The sequence below is a fragment of the Geomonas terrae genome, from assembly GCF_004791675.1.
Classification (GTDB): Bacteria; Desulfobacterota; Desulfuromonadia; order Geobacterales; family Geobacteraceae; genus Geomonas; species Geomonas edaphica.
Genome location: NZ_SRSC01000004.1, coordinates 289514 through 310332 on the forward strand (window position 1 = coordinate 289514; position 20819 = coordinate 310332).

19 protein-coding genes are annotated in these 20819 nt (G+C 61.2%); 13 read left to right on the forward strand and 6 right to left on the reverse strand.

Annotated features, from left to right (window positions below):
• Positions 1 to 257: 257 nt before the first annotated feature.
• Positions 258 to 1280, forward strand: coding sequence for a tRNA 2-selenouridine(34) synthase MnmH (gene mnmH, locus E4633_RS16855; RefSeq protein ID WP_135872374.1), 1023 nt, complete (start codon positions 258 to 260; stop codon positions 1278 to 1280).
• Between the two features lie 13 nt (positions 1281 to 1293).
• Here mnmH and E4633_RS16860 read toward each other — a convergent pair whose 3' ends face one another.
• Positions 1294 to 2175 (reverse strand): DUF2156 domain-containing protein, encoded by an 882-nt coding sequence (locus tag E4633_RS16860; RefSeq protein WP_135871915.1) that lies wholly within the window; start codon positions 2173 to 2175, stop codon positions 1294 to 1296.
• A gap of 235 nt (positions 2176 to 2410) precedes the next feature.
• Here E4633_RS16860 and E4633_RS16865 point away from each other — a divergent pair, with 235 nt between their 5' ends.
• From E4633_RS16865 to E4633_RS16920, 12 genes are all read left to right on the forward strand, one after another.
• Positions 2411 to 4381 (forward strand): cache domain-containing protein, encoded by a 1971-nt coding sequence (locus E4633_RS16865; RefSeq protein WP_135871917.1) that lies wholly within the window; start codon positions 2411 to 2413, stop codon positions 4379 to 4381.
• A gap of 38 nt (positions 4382 to 4419) precedes the next feature.
• Positions 4420 to 5802, forward strand: a complete 1383-nt coding sequence (locus E4633_RS16870; RefSeq protein WP_135871919.1) for a sigma-54-dependent transcriptional regulator — start codon at positions 4420 to 4422, stop codon at positions 5800 to 5802.
• 387 nt (positions 5803 to 6189) lie between these two features.
• A complete protein-coding gene (locus tag E4633_RS16875) occupies positions 6190 to 6387 on the forward strand; it encodes a hypothetical protein (RefSeq protein ID WP_135871921.1) in 198 nt (65 codons plus the stop codon).
• 71 nt (positions 6388 to 6458) lie between these two features.
• A complete protein-coding gene (locus tag E4633_RS16880) occupies positions 6459 to 6710 on the forward strand; it encodes a hypothetical protein (protein ID WP_129127679.1) in 252 nt (83 codons plus the stop codon).
• A gap of 32 nt (positions 6711 to 6742) precedes the next feature.
• The gene (locus E4633_RS16885) at positions 6743 to 7792 is read left to right on the forward strand and encodes a hypothetical protein (RefSeq protein ID WP_135871923.1); all 1050 of its coding nucleotides are present in this window, start codon (positions 6743 to 6745) and stop codon (positions 7790 to 7792) included.
• A gap of 876 nt (positions 7793 to 8668) precedes the next feature.
• Positions 8669 to 8980 carry a DUF485 domain-containing protein gene (locus E4633_RS16890; RefSeq protein WP_135871925.1) on the forward strand — a complete coding sequence of 104 codons (312 nt, stop codon included), beginning with the start codon at positions 8669 to 8671 and terminating at the stop codon, positions 8978 to 8980.
• 16 nt (positions 8981 to 8996) lie between these two features.
• The gene (locus E4633_RS16895; protein ID WP_198419465.1) at positions 8997 to 10991 is read left to right on the forward strand and encodes a solute symporter family protein; all 1995 of its coding nucleotides are present in this window, start codon (positions 8997 to 8999) and stop codon (positions 10989 to 10991) included.
• 203 nt (positions 10992 to 11194) lie between these two features.
• Positions 11195 to 12412, forward strand: a complete 1218-nt coding sequence (locus E4633_RS16900; RefSeq protein WP_135871926.1) for a DUF294 nucleotidyltransferase-like domain-containing protein — start codon at positions 11195 to 11197, stop codon at positions 12410 to 12412.
• Positions 12413 to 12477: 65 nt separating this feature from the next.
• Positions 12478 to 12801, forward strand: a complete 324-nt coding sequence (locus E4633_RS16905) for a DUF4212 domain-containing protein (protein WP_129127675.1) — start codon at positions 12478 to 12480, stop codon at positions 12799 to 12801.
• Positions 12794 to 14314 carry a VC_2705 family sodium/solute symporter gene (locus E4633_RS16910; RefSeq protein ID WP_135871928.1) on the forward strand — a complete coding sequence of 507 codons (1521 nt, stop codon included), beginning with the start codon at positions 12794 to 12796 and terminating at the stop codon, positions 14312 to 14314. The genes E4633_RS16905 and E4633_RS16910 overlap by 8 nt, the downstream gene beginning before the upstream one ends.
• Positions 14315 to 14468: 154 nt before the next feature.
• Positions 14469 to 15734 (forward strand): putative nucleotidyltransferase substrate binding domain-containing protein, encoded by a 1266-nt coding sequence (locus tag E4633_RS16915; RefSeq protein WP_135871930.1) that lies wholly within the window; start codon positions 14469 to 14471, stop codon positions 15732 to 15734.
• 8 nt (positions 15735 to 15742) lie between these two features.
• Positions 15743 to 16537, forward strand: coding sequence for a sugar phosphate isomerase/epimerase family protein (locus tag E4633_RS16920; RefSeq protein WP_135871931.1), 795 nt, complete (start codon positions 15743 to 15745; stop codon positions 16535 to 16537).
• On the opposite strand, the gene E4633_RS16925 is transcribed toward E4633_RS16920, so the two are convergent.
• The 5 genes from E4633_RS16925 to E4633_RS16945 all read right to left on the reverse strand — a co-directional run bounded on the left by E4633_RS16925 (position 16527) and on the right by E4633_RS16945 (position 20583).
• Entirely contained in the window at positions 16527 to 16982 is a 456-nt protein-coding gene (locus E4633_RS16925; protein ID WP_135871933.1) for a universal stress protein, read from the reverse strand. The genes E4633_RS16920 and E4633_RS16925 overlap by 11 nt on opposite strands.
• 164 nt (positions 16983 to 17146) lie before the next feature.
• A complete protein-coding gene (locus E4633_RS16930; RefSeq protein WP_198419466.1) occupies positions 17147 to 17956 on the reverse strand; it encodes an inositol monophosphatase family protein in 810 nt (269 codons plus the stop codon).
• Positions 17946 to 18395 carry a ferritin family protein gene (locus E4633_RS16935; RefSeq protein ID WP_135871937.1) on the reverse strand — a complete coding sequence of 150 codons (450 nt, stop codon included), beginning with the start codon at positions 18393 to 18395 and terminating at the stop codon, positions 17946 to 17948. Before E4633_RS16935 ends, E4633_RS16930 begins: the two co-directional genes overlap by 11 nt.
• A gap of 266 nt (positions 18396 to 18661) precedes the next feature.
• Complete coding sequence (locus tag E4633_RS16940) at positions 18662 to 20194, reverse strand: ammonium transporter (protein ID WP_135871939.1); 1533 nt, start codon at positions 20192 to 20194, stop codon at positions 18662 to 18664.
• 50 nt (positions 20195 to 20244) lie between these two features.
• Positions 20245 to 20583, reverse strand: coding sequence for a P-II family nitrogen regulator (locus E4633_RS16945; protein WP_129127667.1), 339 nt, complete (start codon positions 20581 to 20583; stop codon positions 20245 to 20247).
• Positions 20584 to 20819 lie beyond the last annotated feature (236 nt).

Sequence of the window (20819 nt, forward strand, 5' to 3'; positions counted from 1 at the left end):
GGGTGTAATATCGCCCGGCAGTCCCCTCCCCCGTTCGGCCGACAACCCCTCCCTGACCCCGCCCCCGGAGGGGGAGGGGTCAGGGAGGGGGCGCGCAGCGTCCTGCCAAAACGTGCCAACCCTGCCCGGGTGCCCCACCCCCCTCCCGACCTCCCCCCTCCAGGGGGAGGAGCTCCATCCGTCGGCCTGTGCGGACGTTCTTGCATTCCCCCTGACGCATCTCTATAATGGGCCGCCGGAAAAGGAGCCCAATGTACGTGGAAACAACGCCGTTCAACGAAGAACTTATCGACACCCACCTGATAGTCGACGTCCGCACCCCTCTTGAATATGTAGAGGACCACATCCCCGGAGCCATCAACGTTCCGCTGCTCACCAACGAGGAGCGGGTCGAGATCGGCATCCTGCACAAAGAGGACGGCCCCCACGCGGCGCGCCGCCGCGGCCTGGAGCTCACCGCGCACCGCTTCCCCGCCATGGTGCAGGAGATCGCGGACGCCGCGGCAGGACGCCCCATCCTCGTCTACTGCTGGCGCGGGGGACTACGCAGCAAGACCGTCACCGTCATCCTCGACCTCGCCGGTTTCAAGGCGACCCAGTTGATCGGCGGCTACAAGAGTTTCCGCCACGTGGTCGGCGAGTACTTCACCCCTTTCACGCCCAAGGTGCCGCTCATCGTCCTGCACGGCATGACCGGCATCGGCAAGACCACGCTTTTGCAGCGTCTGAAAGAGCGCGGCCGCTCCACTCTCGACCTCGAGGGACTCGCCTGCCACCGCGGTTCGGCCTTCGGCCAGCTTGGGCTCAACCAGGACCTCACCCAGAAGCGCTTCGAGACCCTCCTATGGGACGCCTGCCGCAGGGCGCCCGAAGGGGAGCCGCTCATCCTCGAGGGGGAGAGCGAGCGGATCGGGCGCGTCTCGCTTCCGGGCGACTTCTACCAGCAGATGGCGCAGGGGATCAGGGTATGGTGCCATGCCTCGCTGGAAACCCGTGTCGCGCGTCTGATCGATGAGTACGGCCTTCCCGAGTACAAGGAGGAAATGGCGACGGCGCTGCAGCGCATCAGGAAGAAGCTTGGGGGCAAGCGCTGCGATGAACTCGGCGAGAATCTGGAGCGCTGGGAAATGGAAGAGTTCATGAAGGGGTTGGTGATCGACTACTACGACAAGGTCTATTACAAAAACCGCACCTGGGACGCCGACTTCGACCTCTGCATGGAGGACTTCGACCAGGCGGCAAAAGAGCTGGAAGAGCGCCTGGCGGCGCGGACGACGTAGCCGCCAGGAAGGCTTACCGCCTCCGCACCCGGTACTTGGCGAGAAGCTCCACCGGGTGGTAGGAGAGCTTCGCCTGCCGGAGCGCCTCCTCCCCCAGATCCTGCTCGCGGTTCAGATAGGTGCACTCGGTGAAAAGCAGCCGGGAGAACTCCCGGTCCAGGAGCTGGTAAAGCCCCTCCATGAAGTTGTCCCCCTTCTCGAAGTGGCAGACAGCCGTCTCCCGGTTCAGCCGCTCACCTATGGCAAAACCGCGCACCACCCCTTCCACAAGCACCACGACCCCGGAAAGCCCCAGTTCACCATGCAGCCTTAGCGCCTCCGCGCACCCCTCGACCTCGCCCCGGACCGACCCGGCGGGGGCAAGCTCCATCTTCACCCTCCCCCACTCCTCGAGAAGCGCGAGTGATCCCGCCACGTGCCGCTCGGCGAAGAGCTCCACCTCGTGCCGGTGCCGGTTCACGAAGTAGTTCACCCGGTTCTTTTTCTTGTGGTAGAGCTTCCCGCTTAGCTGCGCCATCTCTTCTTTCACGTGAAGGTAGTCGAAATTGTTGCGGTCCGGCACCGCCTCGAAGCGCTCCGATGGGAGATGGCGCGCGAGGAAAGCGTCGTCTGCGCCGTAAAGCGTGAGCCCTTCATCGAGGAGCTTCAGGGCGACCGCGTTGACGTCGCCGCCGAAAGGTGGAAGGAAGTAGGGGGTGCCGTCGTAGCCCCGCCCGAGCGCGAGGACGGCGTCCCCAACTCTGGTCAGGCGATATTCGTGCGCCTTGCGGAAAAGGTAAAGGTTCGCGAAGGTGAGTTCCGAGACGCGCGGCTGCAGCTCGGAAAAAAGCCGGTCCAGGAGGGGTTTGTCCTCCAACGTGATGCCCCGCGAGCCGGGATATTGCGGAATCTCCATGGCGCTCTCCGGAAAAAATATGTCACAGTATACTCATTTTTTTGCAGAAATGCGAAAAAAGGACTGGCATTTGCCATACCGTATACGGTAGTATCGCCGTTACACTGTCAGCAGTGTTTGCAAAAAAGTGTTTGTCTCAGTGCAATGCCAGTAAACACGGCGATAAACGCACTAACTGCACACGAGATAGTTTCCACCATTTGCACAAAAAGAAAACCCATTTTTCGGGGGAGCCGTGCAGAGATACCTCTTCGACTTCATCAACAACCTGAAGCTGCGCTGGAAGATGGTGGTTCTGGTGCTCCCCCTTGTGATCATCCCCATCTTCCTCGTGGGTGGGATCATCGGTTATATCTCGACCAAACAGGCCTACCTCGGCATCACCCAGACCAGCAAGGATGACCTGCAGCACATGGCCTCCTTCACGGTCGACCTCCTGAACTCCCACTACCAGCAGTTCCAGGTCTACAAGCAGGACAAGGAGAAATCCTTCCACGACGAGCTGCAGACGGTCACCGAGCTTGCCTACAACGTCGTAAAGAGCCAGCAGAACCTCCAAAAAACCGGACGGATGGATCTGAAGACGGCCCAGCGCGAGGCGCGCAACGCCCTCTTGAAGGTGAACGTCGGGAAGACCGGCTACATCTACGCCATGGACAGCCGCGGCGAGCTGAAGGTCCACGTGGCGCAGGAGGGGGCAAACGTCTTCGACAGCCGCGACGAAAGCGGGCGCTACTTCATCAGGGAGATGATCGAAAAGGCGAAGCGCTCGAAGCCTGGCGAGATCCTGTACATCGTCTACCCCTGGAAAAACGCGGCGCTCGGGGACAAGTCGCTGAGAAAGAAGATGGTGGCGTACCGCTACTTAAAGGAATGGGACTGGATCATCGCCGCCGGCGGCTATCTCGAGGAGACCTACGAGGACGTCGCCTTCGAGCGGCGCTCCTTCGAGGCGCTAAAGGAGAAGATCAAGAGCAAGAAGGTGGGCAAGACCGGCTACATCTACGCCATGGACACCTCGGGGAACTTCATGATCCACCCCACCGGGGAGGGGAAGAACTTCCTGAACGCCACCGACTCCAACGGGCAGCACTTCATCAAGGAGATGTGCGAAAGGAAAAACGGCTGGATCCGCTATCCCTGGAAGAACAAGGGGGACGAGGTGCCCCGCATGAAGATCGTGCGCTACGAGTACTTCGAGCCATGGAACTGGATCGTTGCGGTGGGTTCCTACGAGGAGGAGTTCTACCAGGAGGCGAATGCGATCAAAGGGCGCATCCTCGAGAGCATGGTGGTGCTCACCATCCTCGTCTCGGTACTGGCGGTGTTCATGGTGCTTTTGGCCTCGCGGGTGATGACCGAGCCGATCAGCCGGATGATCGAGGTGATCAGGAGGGTCAAGATGGGGCGGCTGGACGAGACCATGCCGGTGGACTCGGAAGACGAGCTGGGCGAACTCGCCACCGCCTTCAACCGGATGACCAAGATCATCAAACACAACAAGGAGCTCGAGGCGAACCTTGCCCAACAGGGGAAAATGGCGTCCCTCGGCGTCCTCTCCTCCGGTGTGGCGCACGAGATCAACAACCCGCTCGGCGTGATCCTTGGATACGCCGCCTACATCGAGAAGAAGCTGACGCCTGAGGACCCGAACTACAAGTTCATCCACGAGATCAAGCGCGAGAGCAAGCGTTGCAAGAAGATCGTCCAGGACCTCCTCTCCTACGCCCGGACCCCGCAGCCGGTCCTCGAGGAGACCAACGTGAACGACCTTCTGGAGCAGATCGTCGACTTCGCGGCGAACCACACCGATATGCATCACGTAACGGTGCAAAAGAGTTTCGACCTCTCCCTGCCTCGCGTCATGGTCGACGGCGACCAACTGCGCCAGGTGGCCATAAACCTGATTCTGAACGCGGGCGCCGCCATGCAGAGAGGGGGCGAACTCGTGGTGAGCACCGCCGCCGTAGAAGACGAATGGGTTTGCCTCAGGTTCCGCGACAACGGCGCGGGGATCTCGCCTGAGCACATCGAGAAGATCTTCGAACCGTTCTTCACCACCAAGGTCAAGGGGACCGGCCTGGGCCTCGCGATAACCAAACAGATCGTGGAGCAGCATCACGGCAAGATCGAGATCACCAGCGAGATGGGGGTCGGCACCACCGTCGAGGTGAAGCTTCCCATCAACAGGGACGAATACTGTTAGGAAAACGCCGCGCCGCGCGCGGATAACGGAGTGGCACCATGACGAAAAAACGGGTGATGTTGGTCGACAACGAGGAGGGGCTTTGCCGCATGATGGAGGCGGTCCTCTCCGACAACGGCTACCAGGTCTCCGCGTTCACGAGGAGCTTCGAGGCGGCCGAGTCCTTCCAGGCCGGGCAGTGGGACCTCCTCGTCACCGACATCAAGATGCCGGGGATGGACGGGCTCGAGCTCCTGCAGAAGGTGAAGCAGAAGGACCCGGCCATCCCGGTGATCATGGTCACCGCCTACGCCACAGTGGAGATGTCCATCCAGGCCCTGAGAAAAGGGGCCTACGACATGCTCACCAAGCCCTTTGAGCCCGAGGAGCTGTTGTACCGGGTGAAGAACGCGCTGCAGCACACCCGCCTCATGGAGGAGAACCGCGAACTGCGCGAAGAACTCGTCGGGCGCTTCAACTTCGGCAACATCATCGGGGCGTCGAAGGCCCTGAAGGAAGTGCTCGAGCGGGTCGAGAAGCTCGCCGTGCGCGACACCTCGGTGCTCATCACCGGCGAGTCCGGAACCGGCAAGGAGCTCATCGCCCAGGCGATCCACTACAACTCCCCCAGGAAAGACAAGAAGTTCGTCGCCATAAACTGCGGCGCCCTCCCCGCCTCGCTTTTGGAGAGCGAACTCTTCGGCTACAAGAAAGGGGCCTTCACCGGCGCCGCGGAGAACCGGCGCGGCCTGCTGGAGACCGCCGACGGCGGGACACTTTTTCTCGACGAGGTGGGGAACCTTCCCATGACGGTGCAAAAGACGCTGCTGCGCTTTCTCCAGGAGCAGGAGTTCAACCGCCTGGGGGACCCCACCCCCACCAAGGTCGACGTCCGCGTCCTCTCCGCCACCAACGCGGACATGAAGCAGGCAGTGAAGGCAGGGGAGTTCCGCGAAGACCTCTTCTACCGCCTGAACGTGGTCAACATCAACCTCCCACCGCTCAGGGAGCGACGCGACGACATAGCACTCATCGCCGCCCACTTCATCTCGCTGCAAAACGCCAAGTTCGGCACCCACATAAAGGGGCTCGCCCACGACGCCATGGAGGCGGCGGTCGATTTTTCCTGGCCCGGCAACATCCGCCAGTTGAAGAACGTGATCGAGGCCTGCATCGCCATGGAAAGCAGCGACTACATCACCCTGCCGGTGCTCTCCCAGTTCATCGAGGTGATCCCTTCCGAGGGGGGCGCCGAGGCTACGGCCGATGAAGGTGACTACTCGAGGGCGCTCATGCGTTTCGAGACCGAGTACCTGAGAGGCCTCTTGCGCAAGAACCAGGGGAACGTGGAGGCCGCCGCCAAGGAGGCGGGGACCAACATGGCCACCATCTACCGAAAGATCAAGAAGTACGCCATCAGGAAAGAGGAGTACAACAGCTAGTCCTGCCCGCGGCGTTTCTTTTTTGCATCATTGCAAAAAGGGGCGCCGCCATACTTGCAGCCTTGCAAATTCATTAGCCCCGACGCGTCCTACCCGCCAAAACCGCCGATATCACTCACCTTTACATGAAACAAGGCAAAAAGCCCTACGAAGCTGACCATCGGTAACCACGCCCCTCCCCTTTCGGCTTTCTTCGCGTTTTTGCAAAAAGACCCCAGCGAAGCTCCGCCGCGTCCCCGCCCCGCGATGCGGTAACCCACCGGTTTGAAAGCGTTTGAGATCCGATGATGCAGGTAAACACCAAATTGGTACGGCAGTTGCTAATCCTGTTTACGTCACCCCTTTCTTGCCTGAGGGCGTCTGCTTTGAAAAAGGAATAGAGGTCTTATGCAGGAAACAAAGGTCTGCCCCTTCTTCGGCAAAAATGACGATTACTGCGACGTAGGCTGCGGCTACATCTCGCCGCACGACGTGAAGCAGATCATCATGTTCTGCAGCTGCCGATTCAGGGAATGCCTGAAGTACCAGGAGCTCTCGGACCGCGTTCCGGTCGGAAAGCTCGATCCGAATCTCTGCCTGGTGTGAGCCGACGGGTTCAGCCAGGCGGACGGATCACCGCTTAGTCCACTGTGATTTGTTGTAAAAGGAGAACGGCGATGAGTGAAAAAGAACTAGAACTGCTCGCTAGACTCGAGGAACTGGAACGGCATACCTGGCGTAACAGCGCGATCCTGCGCGCCGTCGCCATGGTCGCCTTCACCGCGCTGATCGGCATCGTGGTCGCCTCAGGCGTGGTGGGCGGCGGCCGCGGCAGCCACTGGTCCGGCCCGGCCTGGAACACCATGTGGCTCTACGGCCTTTTTGCAGCGAACGCGGTCTCCATGTTCTGGACCACCCACAAGGAATAGCCCCACAGGGCGTCGATGCGGAGGAACTTCACATGCCGATGAAATTGACAAACGTGATACTTCTCTTGGTCGTCGTCGTGACCTGCGCCGTCTTCTCGTTGCGCATCTTCCAGGGGCTGGACGAGATGATGGGGGATCAGTACTGGGTCGTCGATACCACCCAGGGTGACCACGGCTGGTACGCCATGGGCCTCTTGCCGCACGTGAAGAAAGTACCGAAGGAAGTGGTCCAGGCGGTGAACACCGACCCTGAGCGCGACGACAAGTACATCATCTACGCCCAAAACGGCGACTTCGCCGGCAACTCGGTCTACGGCATCTGTCTCGGCATCCCGCTCATCATGTACCTGATCTGGTTCGCCTTCATCCTGGGTTTTCCGGACCGCATCGATCCCTATCTGCTGCCAAGGCGCATCTTCACCCTGACCGTCATCATCATGTGCTCGGTGATCGTGAACCTCTTTTTGATGCGCATCGCCGCCGACTTCGCCCGGGATCCCATGTCGCGCATCGCCAACGTAGCCGGCAACCACGCCTCGCTCCTCTTCCACAACGCGGGGATCTGGTTCGCCATCCTCTTCTCGGCCCTCGGCACCCCGAACCACTCCATGCGCGAGACCGCGGCGCCGGACAGCCGCAACTGGCAGACCCAGGCGAACGAGAAGTTCAACTGGATGTTCGTGCTCCTCTTCGCGGTCACCATACTCGAAGTGGCACTCGTCAAGAACAAGCTTGCCCTGCCTGACGCGGCGGTGGACTACTCGGTCTGGATCATCCTCGTCGTCATCTTCATGAGGATGTTCGGCTTCTCCCCCAAGTACTGGGTCAAGCGAGGACGCGGCATCGCCATCATGGTGGCAGGGACCCTCATCACCCTCCCCGTCTTCTACCTGCTGGAACGCGCCACCGGGACATTGGGCGCCGGCTTCGCCTCCCCGATCCTCACAAAAACCCTCGGGCCGGAGAACGCCAACATCGGCCTCTCGCTCATGGTTTCCATCTACCTCATCTTCTGGATGGAGTTCGCAGCCGCAATACGGATGAACGGTCCGGCCAGGCCACTGTCATTGGGACGAAGATAACTGCTACTAGCTTTGGAAGACACTGAATAAAAGAGGATACCGGCATCGGCATCCTCTTTTTTTGTCGTAAAAACGGCTTCGACGCAAGCTTAATAAAACACCGTGACAATATCCACCATTTAAACGCCACGTCTGATCTGCTTTAAGTGTAGTGCCGCTTTTTACTCCATCGTTACTGCTCGTTTTTTGATCTCACCTGAGTTTCAAATGACAGTCACCAGTGCAGCTGACAGCCCTATCTCGACCCGCCTACGTCCTTCAAATGCCGTCATCGCCCCTCAAAGATACAGAGATTTGTTGCCGTTTAGAGGCAGGATAGTGTCCGCCCATGCTATAAAACCCGCGAGATTGAGTCGTTCAAAATGTCTGACACAACAATGCGACAGCGTTTGAGTGACCCGCAAAACAGCCATACAAAACTTGTCAAATGATGCACGCGCACCGGTTAACCAAACAATAATAAAAAATAATTTACCACCTGGTTTGGCATTTAATGCAATAAATATAAGGTTTTGCACTCGACCAGATGTCCGCTTTTCGGCTTTTTTAGTGATCAAAATATTTAGAACGCTGTTTATTTTTATTGTACATTTACCATGCGTGTGGTACAAGAAATACACGTATACATCAGATGCAAAACCGTACCGAGGAAGGCAGGCGGAAACCTCGACCAGAAACCAGCTTAAAAAACACGTAAAACCGACAACATGGCGTTTTTTGAATCAAAACAGAACGCTTTAACAAAATTTAGCAAAACAGCATCGGGAATTTTAGAAACGAAATCAGTTATGGAAAGGGGGATTTATCGAAGAGTAGGAACAACAGGGGCGGGACGCCGCCGCGCAACGCATCTTACCCTAGAAAGGAGTGACAACCATGGCAGAAAAACAGTACGACTGGAAAGCAATTGCAAAGAATCCTAAATTCGTGGAACTGCATCACAAGAAGACGGCCTTCCTTTTCGGATGGTGGATTTTCTCCTGCGTGTACTATTTCCTGCTCCCCATCGGGGCGGCGTACACACCGGGACTCTTCAAGGTCAAGATCATCGGCGTAGTAAACTTCGGGTACATTTTCGCGCTTTCCCAGTTCTTCGTCTCCTGGGGGATTGCACTCTACTACTCGCATGTCGCCAACAAGGACTTTGACCGGTTGACCAGGGAACTGATCGACGAATTACATCTCTAGGAAAGGAGGACAGGACATGACCATCAAGAAGATATTCATAGCAGCCAGCTTGGCCCTCTCGGTAGCCGCAGCCGCCTACGCTGAAGAGCAGAAGGCACCGGCAGCCGGCGCAGCCCCGGCGATGAGCGCACCCGCAGCCCAGGGAGCACCCGCCGCGACGGCAGCAGCACCCGCGCCCAACGCAGCCGCTTCAGTGGCCACACCTGCCCCCGCCACACCGGCACCGGCAAAGAAAGAACTTAAAACGAACAGGACCATCACCATCGGGATGTTCCTCGTGATCATCGCCATCACCATGGGGGTCGTCGTCTGGGCCGCCAAGCAGACCAAGACCGCATCGGACTTCTATGCGGCGGGTGGCGGCATCACGGGAACCCAGAACGGCTGGGCCATCGCCGGCGACTACATGTCGGCAGCCTCCTTCCTCGGTATTTCCGGCCTCATCTCGCTGTACGGCTATGACGGCTTCATGTACTCGGTCGGCTGGCTGGTAGCCTACATCACCGTGCTCCTGATCGTCGCGGAGCCCTGCCGCAACGCGGGCAAGTACACCCTTGGCGACATCCTCTCCTTCAGGACTTCGCCCAAGCCGGTGCGCGCCTTCGCCGCCATCTCCACCGTCGCCGTCTCCACCTTCTACCTCACCGCCCAGATGGTAGGTGCGGGGAAACTGATGGCCCTTCTGATCGGCATCCCCTACAAGATGTCCATCATCGGCGTCGGTATCCTGATGGTCGGCTACGTAGTCTTCGGCGGCATGGTCGCCACCACCTGGGTTCAGATCATCAAGGCGGGCCTCCTCATGGCCGGCGCCTTCCTGCTCTCCGTCCTGGTCATGGTCAAGGCAGGCTTTAACCCGATCGGCTTCTTCTCCACCATCGTGGCTAGCCCGGAGATCCAGGACCACGTTTCCAAGTTGGTGCTTAAAGACGGCGTCATCCTCTCCGGCGTGGACGCAGGCCAGCGCTTCCTCGAGCCCGGCCTTTACCTGAAGAACCCGCTTGACCAGATCTCTCTGGGTATGGCACTCGTGCTCGGCACCGCCGGCATGCCGCACATCCTCATGCGCTTCTTCACCGTGCCGACCGCGCAGGCCGCACGCAAATCCGTCATCATCGCGATGTTCATCATCGGCGGCTTCTACATCCTGACCACGCTCCTCGGTTTCGGCGCCGCCATCCACCTGACCCCGCAAGGCATCACCTCGGTAGACCCGGGCGGCAACATGGCGACCCTGATGCTGGCACAGCAGATGGGTGCAGACATCGCGCCGATCGTCGGCGACCTCTTCCTCGCCTTCCTGTGCGCCGTCGCCTTCGCCACCATCCTTGCCGTGGTCTCCGGCCTGGTACTCGCTGCCTCCGCGGCCATCGCCCACGACATCTACGTGAACGTGATCAAGGACGGCCACGCCGACCAGCACGAGCAGGTTTTCGCGGCACGCATCACCTCCTTCGTGGTAGGCGCCTGCGGCATCATGATCGGCCTCGCCGCCGAGAAGCAGAACGTCGCCCACCTGGTGGCACTGGCCTTCGCGGTCGCCGCCTCCGGCAACCTGCCGGTCGTCATCCTCTCGCTGTTCTGGAGGAAGTTCAACACCGCCGGCGTCATCTCCGGTCTTCTGGTCGGCACCGTCGCCTCCATCGCACTGGTGATGGTATCCCCCAACATGACCTACCCGAAAGTGGTCGCCGAAGGGGCCAAGAAGGTGATCGTGGCCATGGAGAAGAAACAGGCGGCACTCCCCGCAGGACAGAGCCTGTCCGAGAAGGATACAAAGGCGCTTGCCAAGGCCAAAGTGGACGCACAGCAGACCGGCACCTCGATGGTAGGCCTCGAGAAACCGCTCTTCACCCTGAAGAACCCGGGCCTCATCTCCATCCCGCTGGGCTTCATGGCCGCCATCCTGGGCGCCCTCGCCTTCCCGAGCAGGCGCTCCGAAGACATGTTCGACGAGGTTTATGTCCGCCAGAACACCGGTTTGGGTATGGCCAAGGCAGTCGAGCACTAGCAAGCAGCAGCAACACAGCAAGGAATTGGGGAAGGGAAACCTTCCCCAATTTTTTTTACCCGCGCTCCAATCCTTCCGTGCTCTTTGCCGAGGAAGAAAACCATGGAAGCCGTCGAAAGTGACCGCGATTTAAGCAAAACAGTTTTACATCCCCGTTTTTTTCTGTAGAATCGCCACAGAACACATTAAAGAGGTGGCCGCACATGCCGCATCAGACCTACCCACCGGAGCCAGGCGAGGAGGCACTCCTCGAGGAGTTGCTGGGGGAGGTGCGCGCCTACCTGCCGCTTCTGGACCGAGAGGAGATGAAACTGCTCCTCTCCGGGCTGGTGCAGCGGACCTCCGATGAGCTCGGCAGATTCAGGATCTGCTCCGGACGAGAGGAGACCCTGGTCGAGCGGGTAAAAACCGAGACCGATTACACCGCACTCCTGAGCCTCCATGAGGAGCTGAACGCCCTCGAGATGGAGCGCTTCCTAAGCTTCTACTCCGTCCCCTCGCTGCACGAAAACTGCACCTGGTACCGCGACGCCCTTGCCCGGCGGGCTCTCGAGCTCGTTGCGGCCGAGCTCCCTTCCCCGCCGCCCGTCCCCTTCGCCCTGATCAGCATGGGAAGCGACGGTCGTGAGGAGCAGACCCTCATCACCGACCAGGATTACCTCATCGTCTACGCCGACGAAGGGGGCGAGGAGGCGGACCGCTACTTCGCCGAGTACAGCCGGGTCCTCGTCGAGAGGCTGGCCGAGATCGGCTTCAAGAAGTGCACCGGCGGGATCATGCCCTCCAACGACAACTGGCGCGGCTCCATCTCGCAGTGGCAGCGACGCCTGCACGCCATCGTGCGCTACGAGGCCGAGGACTACGGAAAGAACCTCATGGACCTGATCGTCCTCTCCGACGCCCGGTTCGTTGCGGGTGACGAGGAACTTGCCGGCCGGCTGGTCTCACTGATCCGCGCCCTCTTGCAGGACTACTTCATGGCGCTATGGGGGATGGCCAAGGCGGCCACCGAGATGAAGCTCGCGCTCGGCTTTTTAAAGCGTTTCTGGACCGAGGGAAGCGGCGAGCACAAGGGGGCCTTCAACCTGAAGCTCCTCGCCTGGGCGCCGCTCGTGATGAACGTGCGCATCCTGGCGATCAACCAGGCGATACCCGCCACCTCGACGGTGAGAAGGATCGAGCTCCTGGAGCAGGAGCACAGCTTCTCGGCCAACATGGCGCGCGGGCTCGTCGCGGCCTACCGCATCCTCACCAAGCACCGCATCCTGCTCCAGATAAAGGTCATCAAGGGGATCCAGAAGAACGCCTACTACCTGAACCCGTACTCGCTCCCCTCAGACGAGCGGGAGCGGATGCGGCAGGCGCTCCTTCTGATCGAGGACCTGCAAAAGACGATACACACGAACTTCTCCATACTCTAGAGCCGCCGTGCCGACGCCCTTTCGGCGTCAACCGCGGCGGTCGCCCATCCGTCAAGGGAGGAGACATGAGCCGTCCCGAAAAGCGCTCCAAGGTAAACCTGTTCCGCCCCAAGAAGGGGCATATGCGGGACGAGGTGCTGATCATCCTCGCCATCCTCTTCGGCTGGGTCGTCTGCACTTTCGGCTTCCAGTTCCTGGTCTACGCCTGCCGCGGGACCGGTGCGGGAAGCCTCCTCACCCGCCTCACCTTGTTCAACCTCCCGCTGCACTTCTGGTTCACCGGGCAGTTCCTTCCGCTTTGGTTCATCTTCTTGTGCATCATCTTCAACGTCTACGTGGACCGGATCACCGAGTACCACAGCCGCAAGCGAGACAGAAGCTATGAATGACTCGTCCTGGTCCATCTTCGTCGTCCTCTTGGTGCTCCTCTCCTTCATCCTCGTGGGACTGAGGCAGAAAGCGCGCGAGAGCCAGGAATACGGCTTCGGCGGGCGCTTCACCGGCCGCATCGGCGGCGGCGCCGCCATCGCCAGCAACTGGATGAGTGCTGCGAGCCTCATGGGACTTGCCGGGATCATCTACTTGCACGGCTATCAGGGGCTCGCCTACGTCATCGGCTGGACCGGCGGCTACGTGCTGCTCCTCGTCTTGTTGGCGAGCCAGATAAGACGCTTCGGCAAGTTCACCACCCCCGAGTTCGTGGGCGAGCGCTACGGTTCCAGGCCCGCCCGCCTCATCGCCGCCGTGATCTCCATCGCCATCTCGGTCATCTACTGCGTCGCACAGTTCAAGGGGATCGGACTCATCTTCTCCTTCATGTTCGGCTTGGGGTACGAGCAGGGTGTCACCTACGGGGCCCTTGCCGTGGTCTCTTACCTGGTCATCTCCGGGGTGCTCGGTGTGCCGCGCAACCAGCAGCTGCAGTACCTGGTGATCTGCGTCGCCTTCATCGTCCCGCTCATGTGGCTCGCCCGCCGTCTAGGCTACTTCTGGGTGCTGCCGCAGTTCGGCTACGGGCGTGCGCTAACCGACCTATGGCGCGAGTTCCGCATCGACTTCACCCTCCCCTTCGCCGACGACTCTCTCTTTCAGTGGTGTGCGCTCTGCTTCACCCTCATGGTCGGCACGGGAGGGCTGCCCCACGTCCTCTCCCGTTTCTACACCGTCCCCAACGTGCGTGACGCCCGCTGGAGCGTGGTCTGGGGGCTCTTCTTCATCGCCCTCGTCTACTGGTCCGCCCCCGCCTTCGCCGTCTTCGGCAGGCTCATCGAGGCGCGCCGCGGCATGATTCCCTCCCCTGAGGCGGCGCGTGCCGCGGCCGATGTCGTGACGCTCAACACCGCAGTCGCCGCGGGACTTCCGGGATGGCTCGTCGGCGTCCTTGCCGCCGGGGCCCTGTCCGCCGCCTTCTTCACCGTCGCGGGGCTTCTCATGACCGGGGCGTCGTCGATCTCGCACGACATCTACTACAGCTTCCTGAACCCGCGCGCGAGCGAGCGGGCGCGCATGCAGGTGGCCAAGGGAGGGACCCTGGTGCTTGCGGCGCTGGTCCTCATCATCGCGCTCGACCCGCCCGGGCTCATCGCCGAGATCACCGCGGTCGCCTTCGCCCTGGCGGGAAACACGATCTTCCCGCTCTTTCTTCTCGGGATCTGGTGGGACCGCGCCAACCGCTACGGCGCCATCGCCGGTATGCTGACCGGCGTGCTCTGCACCGTGGCCCAGCCCGTTTTCGGCGGAACTTTCCCCGCCGTCGCCGCCTTATTCCCAGTAACCTCGTCCGCCCTTTGCGGGACGCCCCTGGTGATCCTGGTGATGATCGCCGTTTCGCTCGCCACCCCTCCCCCGCCCGAGGAGATGAGAAGCTTCCTCGAGCAGGAGGTCCACGGGCATATGGATTGAAAACCAAACGGACGTTCAGCGTTCAACGTTCAACGTTCCCGCGCAGCACCCATGAGGTCCGAAAGCAACTTAGAATGCACAGGTTTCCTGGAGTAAAGCAGTTAGAGGTTCAAACGCTGAACGCTGAACGTTGAACGGTTCTTGGGGGGTACTCATGCCCATGTTATTGGGATCCAAAGGGGAGGACATCCTCACCTGGCGGGCCAGCACGGAGCTGCTGGAAAATCTGAAAACGCGCCTGGAGCGCAAGTGGGAGAGCAGCTCATCCCGCGCCGCCGAGAGCTTTCTCACGGCGCTGATGGACACGCTGCGCGCGGAACTCGACTACGAGGGGCAACTAGACCAGGAGCTTGCCGCCGTCGAGGGGGAGATCGCCCGCGCGGAAACGGCCTCAGCACTCGCGGCGCCCCAGCAGCGCTACCGCGAGCTCGCGGCGGCCCACTTCCGGCGCCGCGGCTCTCCCCTCGCCCTTTGCGGCGCCTGCAGCCGCCTGCACGACCTCGTGCTGAAAAAGACGGCGGAGCTCGCCGAAGAGCGCATGCGCGAGCTGGGACAGGGAACGGCGCCGGTCTACGCCCTCCTCGTTTCCGGCGACAGGGCACGCGGCGAACAGACCCTCTACAGCAGGAACCGTTACCTCCTGCTGCACCAGCTCGACTCCGAGCGATTCTACCTGTTCAGCCGGCAGTTCACCCTGGCGCTACAGCAATCGGGGCTTCTGGGCGAGCAGGAGACCCCGTGGCACGGCTCCCTCTCCGAATGGCGCTCGCTTCTGAAAAACGGCAACGACAAAGGTGAAACGCCCCCCGTCTCCCCGGCCCCACTCCCCCCATTCGCCGCGGCAGAGCGCCAGCGCGCCACCCCGCTCCCGGAATGGCGATGGCGCCTTGAGTCGATGGCTGACCTTGCCTACGTAGCCGGGTTCGAGCCGCTCGCCGACCAGGCCGTCGGCGCGGCGACCCTCGCGCTAAGAGAAGAACTCGGGCGCGATCCCTTCTTCCAGCTCGCGCGGCGCGTGATCAGCCTGCCGCTTGCTCTCGGCCGTTTCGGGCGCTGGCGCCTTGAGCAAGGCGAGCACCATGGCGAGATCGACATCGAGAGGCTTGCCCTCTCGCCTTTGGTCCAGCTCGTGCGCATCCTGTCACTGAAGGCCCAAGTGCATGAAGGGGGAACGTTGCAGCGTATCCGTGCGCTCTTGTACCGGGGCGCCATGGACGTTGACCTCGCCGAACGGCTCTTGAAGGCGCTGCAGTGCCTGCTCGCGCTGCGTATCGAAAACGAGATCCGCAGCGAGGGGCCCGGCGGATATGCGAACCCCGAGGATTTCGCCCTCGAACAGGACGCACGGCTCAGGGAAGCGCTGGAAGCAGTGCTCAACCTGCAGAAGATCGCCTACCAGAACATGGTGGGACAGGTATAGGACCGGGCATGAGGATTTCCATCTCCGCAGGAACGCTCTTCATCTTCCCGCTTCCCAAGGCGTTCGCCATGGCGAGGGAGGCCGGGTTCGACGGCGTGGAACTGGTGATCAACCAGGAGTTCCAGAAGGTGAACTCGCGCCGCCTGGTGAAGGAACTCGCTGAGATCATGCCGATATTCTCCATCCATGCCCCCTTCCTGCAGCTGGATGGCTGGGGGAGTCCGGTCGACTCATTGAAACGTTGCGTGGAGATCGCCGCGGAATGCGGCATAGGGCTGGTGAATTTCCACCCGCCGTCATGGATGGGGTGCGAGTTCGCCTACTGGCGCTGGCTTTACCGGATGCAGGACTTTCAGAAGGAGGTGGGGGGGGACCAGGTGACGCTCACCCTGGAGAACATGCCGTGGACCGGAAAGTACCGGATCAACGGGTACATCCTTTCGGAGACCCAGAAGCTGATCGAGTTCCTGCACGAAAGGAACCTCTTTCTCACCTTCGACTGCACCCACATGGGGAGCGGGCGGGCCAACTTCATCAACGACTTCTACCTCTGCTACAACAGCGGACGGATCCGCAACATCCACTTCTCGGACTACGGCCACGGCAGGCAGCACCTGTTGCCGGGACACGGCATCCTGCCGCTCACCCGCTTTTTGAACCACCTGCGCAACACCGAGTACAACGACATCCTGACCCTGGAGCTCTCACCCCACGAGTTTCCCAAGGGTGAGCAGATCATCATCCAAAGCCTGCAGGAGATCCTCGCCTATCTAAGGCAGGAGACCGACAAGGCTACCCTCTGACCACGTAGACCGAGCATTTCGCGTCGCGCACCACCTTGTGGGAGACGCTCCCCAGCAGCTTTCGCTTCAAAAACCCCTTGCCGGTACTCCCGATCACGATCACGTCAATCTCCTCCTTCTGCGCGAAGCGGATCAGCTCCTCGGCGGGGTCTCCGTAGACGACGGCCGTCTCGAGCGGCACGTCGAGTTCCGCTGCGATCTTCTCCACGACGTAGAAGATGCGCTCCTTCAACTCGCCCCATTTCTCCTGCTCCGTTATGGGGCGGGCCGGGACGAAGTCGGTGAAGGTGTTGCGCGGCGCGTTGGGGAGCACCAGGAGCCCGTACACCTTGCTCTTGAACTGGCTAGGGATCCCCGATGCGAAACGCACCGCCTCCTCGGCGGCCTTGTCCGAGAGCGGCGAACCGTCTATGGCCACCAGGATTTTCTTGCGCAGGTTAAGCATCAGGATCCTCCGGCTGTCAGGGTGGGCGAAAAGCTGCACAACTATATAACATCGCCGCGTTTTTTCCTACAGGATTTTAAGAAGCGACCGGCGCCGGCACTCCTTTGCGTCAAAGCAAAAAAAAGGCGCTCCTAAGAGCGCCTTTTCCAAAATCCAACTGCCGCTTAAAGAAGCGGCGCCGACTTTTCGGCCCGCTCCAGGAGCGCTTCGATCTCCTCGTGGATGAGCCCGTTGCTGGCGAGGATGCGGTGGTCGCCGATCCGGTGCGGCTCCCCTTTGTGGTTCGTTACCATCCCCCCCGCTTCCCTGACCAAAAGCGACCCCGCCGCCACGTCCCACGGCTTCAGCTTGCACTCCCAGTAACCTTCGAGCCTCCCGGCGGCCACGTAGGCAAGATCGAGGGCGGCGGCCCCGGCGCGGCGCACACCGCGCGCGGCCAGTTGCAGCTCGAAGAAGTTTCTGAAGTTGTTCTCGTTGCCTCGCGCTACGTCATAGGGAAAGCCGGTCGCGATCAGGGAGTGGCGCAGGGGCTTGCGCGAAGAGACGCGGATCGGCTTGCCGTTTAGGAAGGCGCCGCCGCCGCGTACCGCGGTGAAGAGCTCGTCCATCATGCAGTGGTAGATGACCCCTAGCGTCAGCTCTCCTTCATGCTCGAGGGCGATGGAGACGCAGAACCAGGGGAAGCCGTGCGCGTAGTTGGTGGTGCCGTCCAGGGGGTCGATGACCCAGCGCCAGGCGGGGTCGCCGTCGGCGTAGAGGTTCTCCTCGGCGAGGAAGCTGTGACCGGGGAAGGCGGCAGCGATCCGGCTCACGATGAGTTCCTCGCAGGCTCGGTCCACCTCGGTCACGATGTCCACCTCACCCTTGAAGTCGAAGGTGAACTCGCCCCAAAGCCGTTCCTTCTGCAGCCTGCCGGCCTGGCGCGCCGCGGTGACCGCGGTGTCTAGCATCGCTTGCAGCCCCTCAGTAGACATCATCCCTCCCGTCCTTCAAAAGTTCGCGCATCTCCTCGAGAAGGGTGAAGTGCATCTCGTCCTCCTCGGCCATGGTCTGGAACAGCTCTCGCTCCCAGGGGTGCAGCGCCTCACGCGCGAGGTCGGCGCAGGCGCGAGCGGAAAGTGCCTCGAACTGCATCGCGTTCAGGTAAAGTCCGAGGTCGCCGCGGTAGCGCCCGAGTTCCTCCGCCGACAGGCGGCGCAGGATGCTTCTCGCCCCCTGAAGCGTCGCCGATTGGCGCAGATCGACCCGGCCGCCGTCTCTCAATGCGCGCAGGGCCCCCGCATGGCGCAGTTCGTCCTCGCTGAACATCCTGAAGATGGAGGAAAGCCCAGCGATCCCCGCCTCGGCGCTGCAGCGCTCGTAGTACCCACTGCCGTCCCCTTCCTTGCGGAGCACCATGTCCCTCGAATCCATAATCGCCTCCCGAGATCGATCTGTTACGGCTGGAAAACAGTAACAGGAAATCTCGGTATTTCAAAACGCTAGATCATTTTTTTGGCGGTGCGACAGTGCCAAGGAGTTGCAGAGTTCCAGGCCCACCCCGCCGCGAGTCAGCTCCCCCGCCCTTCCCCCTGCGGCATCGGGAACGGTGTTTAAAGTTCGCCTGCCTGAGGGTCCGGGCATAAAAAAGGGGGGCTTGCGCCCCCCTCCAAAATCACTGCTGCTGAATCTTACAAGGACTAGTTGTAAGCGGTCTCGGAGTGCTGGGTCTGGTCGAGGCCCATGATCTCGTCTTCCTTCTCGACGCGCAGGCCGATGGTCTTGTCAAGGATGAGGGCGATCACGAAGGTCACCACCACCGCGTATGCTGCAGCCGCACCAACCGCAATCAGCTGGGTGACGAACTGCTTCATGTTTCCGGAGGTGAGGCCGGTGGCGCCTACCGTGGCGAAGACGCCGGTCAGGATGGCGCCGGTGGTGCCGCCCACGCCGTGTACGCCGAATGCATCCAGGGAGTCGTCGTATTTCAGTTTCGCCTTCAGCATCACGCCGCCGTAGCAGACCAGGCCGCCTGCGATGCCCATGAGGATGGCGGCACCCGGCTGCACGAAACCGGCTGCGGGGGTGATCACGACCAGGCCCGCTACGACGCCGGAGCCAAAGCCCAGTGCCGACGGCCTGCCGGCGTGAATCCACTCGGCGATCATCCAGGTGAGGCCTGCGGCGGCCGGGGCGATGGTGGTGGTCATGAAGGCGAGGCCGGCGAGCCCACCCGCCGCGTCGGAGCAGCCGGCGCCAACGATGGCGGAACCCGCGTTGAAGCCGAACCAGCCGAACCAGAGGATACCTACGCCCAGCAGGGTAAGCGGCAAGCTGTGCGGAGCCATGCGCTCGGTCGGGAAGCCGTGGCGTTTGCCGAGGAAGGAGAGCACCACCAGGGCCGAGATACCGGAGGAGAGGTGAACGACGGTGCCGCCGGCAAAGTCGAGAGCGCCCATCTTGAAGAGCCAGCCGTCAGACATCCAGACCCAGTGCGCCAGCGGGTCGTAGACCAGGGTGGTCCAGAGGAGCACGAAGAGGCAGTAGGCGGAGAACTTGATCCTCTCAGCGAGGGCGCCGGAGATGAGGGCCACGGTGATGATGGCGAACATCGCCTGGTACATGGCGAAGACGTATTCGGGAATCGCGCCCGGCTCGGTCGGGACGTTCTGGAACAGCGCGTAAACCGCGTTGCCGTCCTTGAAGGTGATCAGCCCGTCAAGCAGCGCCTTGCTGAAGTTACCGACAAGGCCGTGCCCCATGTCCGGTCCGAAGGCGAGCGAGTAACCTATGATGGCCCACTGCACCCCCACGATCCCCATGGCCACCAGCGAGTGCATCATGGTGGAGAGGACGTTTTTCTGGCGCACCATGCCGCCGTAGAAAAGGGCGAGGCCGGGGGTCATGAAAAGGACCATGGCGGCGGAGACCAGCATCCAGGCGGTGTCGCCGGTATTGAGGACCGGGTCGACGTTTTTCGGTGCGGCGGCTGCAGGGGCTGCGGCTGCGGGAGCGGCCGGTGTTGCGGCGGGTGCTGCGGGTGCCGTGGCCGGGGCGGCAACGGCGCTTGCCGCGGCCGGGGCCGAGGCGGAATCGGCGGCCTTCTCCTCGGCCATCGCGAGGACCGGTACGAGCATGAGGCTGCCCAGAAGGGCCAGTTTGCCGAGTTTCATGGCGAGGCAGCTGGAAGCGGGGGTAGCTGCGTCCTTAACCTTTTTAATGTCACGTATCATAACACTCTCCATTGATCGTTTTGTTATGGATGGGTCTTGTCAGCTAGGGCCTAGACGGCCTCGTCGCCCTTCTCTCCGGTCCTGATGCGGACCGCGTCTTCCAGCGGGAGTATGAAGATCTTGCCGTCCCCGATCCTGCCGGTCTTGGCGGTTTCCTCGATGGTGGCTACGGCCTTGGCGACCAGTTCGTCGGCCACGGCGATCTCGATCTTCACCTTGGGGATGAAGTCCACGACGTACTCGGCGCCGCGGTACAGTTCGGTATGCCCCTTCTGGCGGCCGTACCCTTTTACCTCGCTCACGGTGATCCCCTCGATCCCGATCTCGTTGAGGGCGTCCTTCACCTCGTCCAGCTTGAACGGCTTGATGATTGCTTCGATCAGCTTCATCGCGTGCCTCCTCTTCTTTGTGATGGCGGTGGATTTCGTCGTCAGTACACAGCGTGTACTCATGCTTGCAGAACATTCGGCAGGCCGGCTCGCCGGCTTGCAGACATAGCATCAATCGGGTTAAACGGGTTTCACCCTCTTTTCAGGCCCGTGAAGGCTTCGATGCCCTTGCCTTTGTTCAACGTCGAATAAACAGCTTCTGGTCCAGCCTTGAAAACAGTCCCCCTTTCCCAATA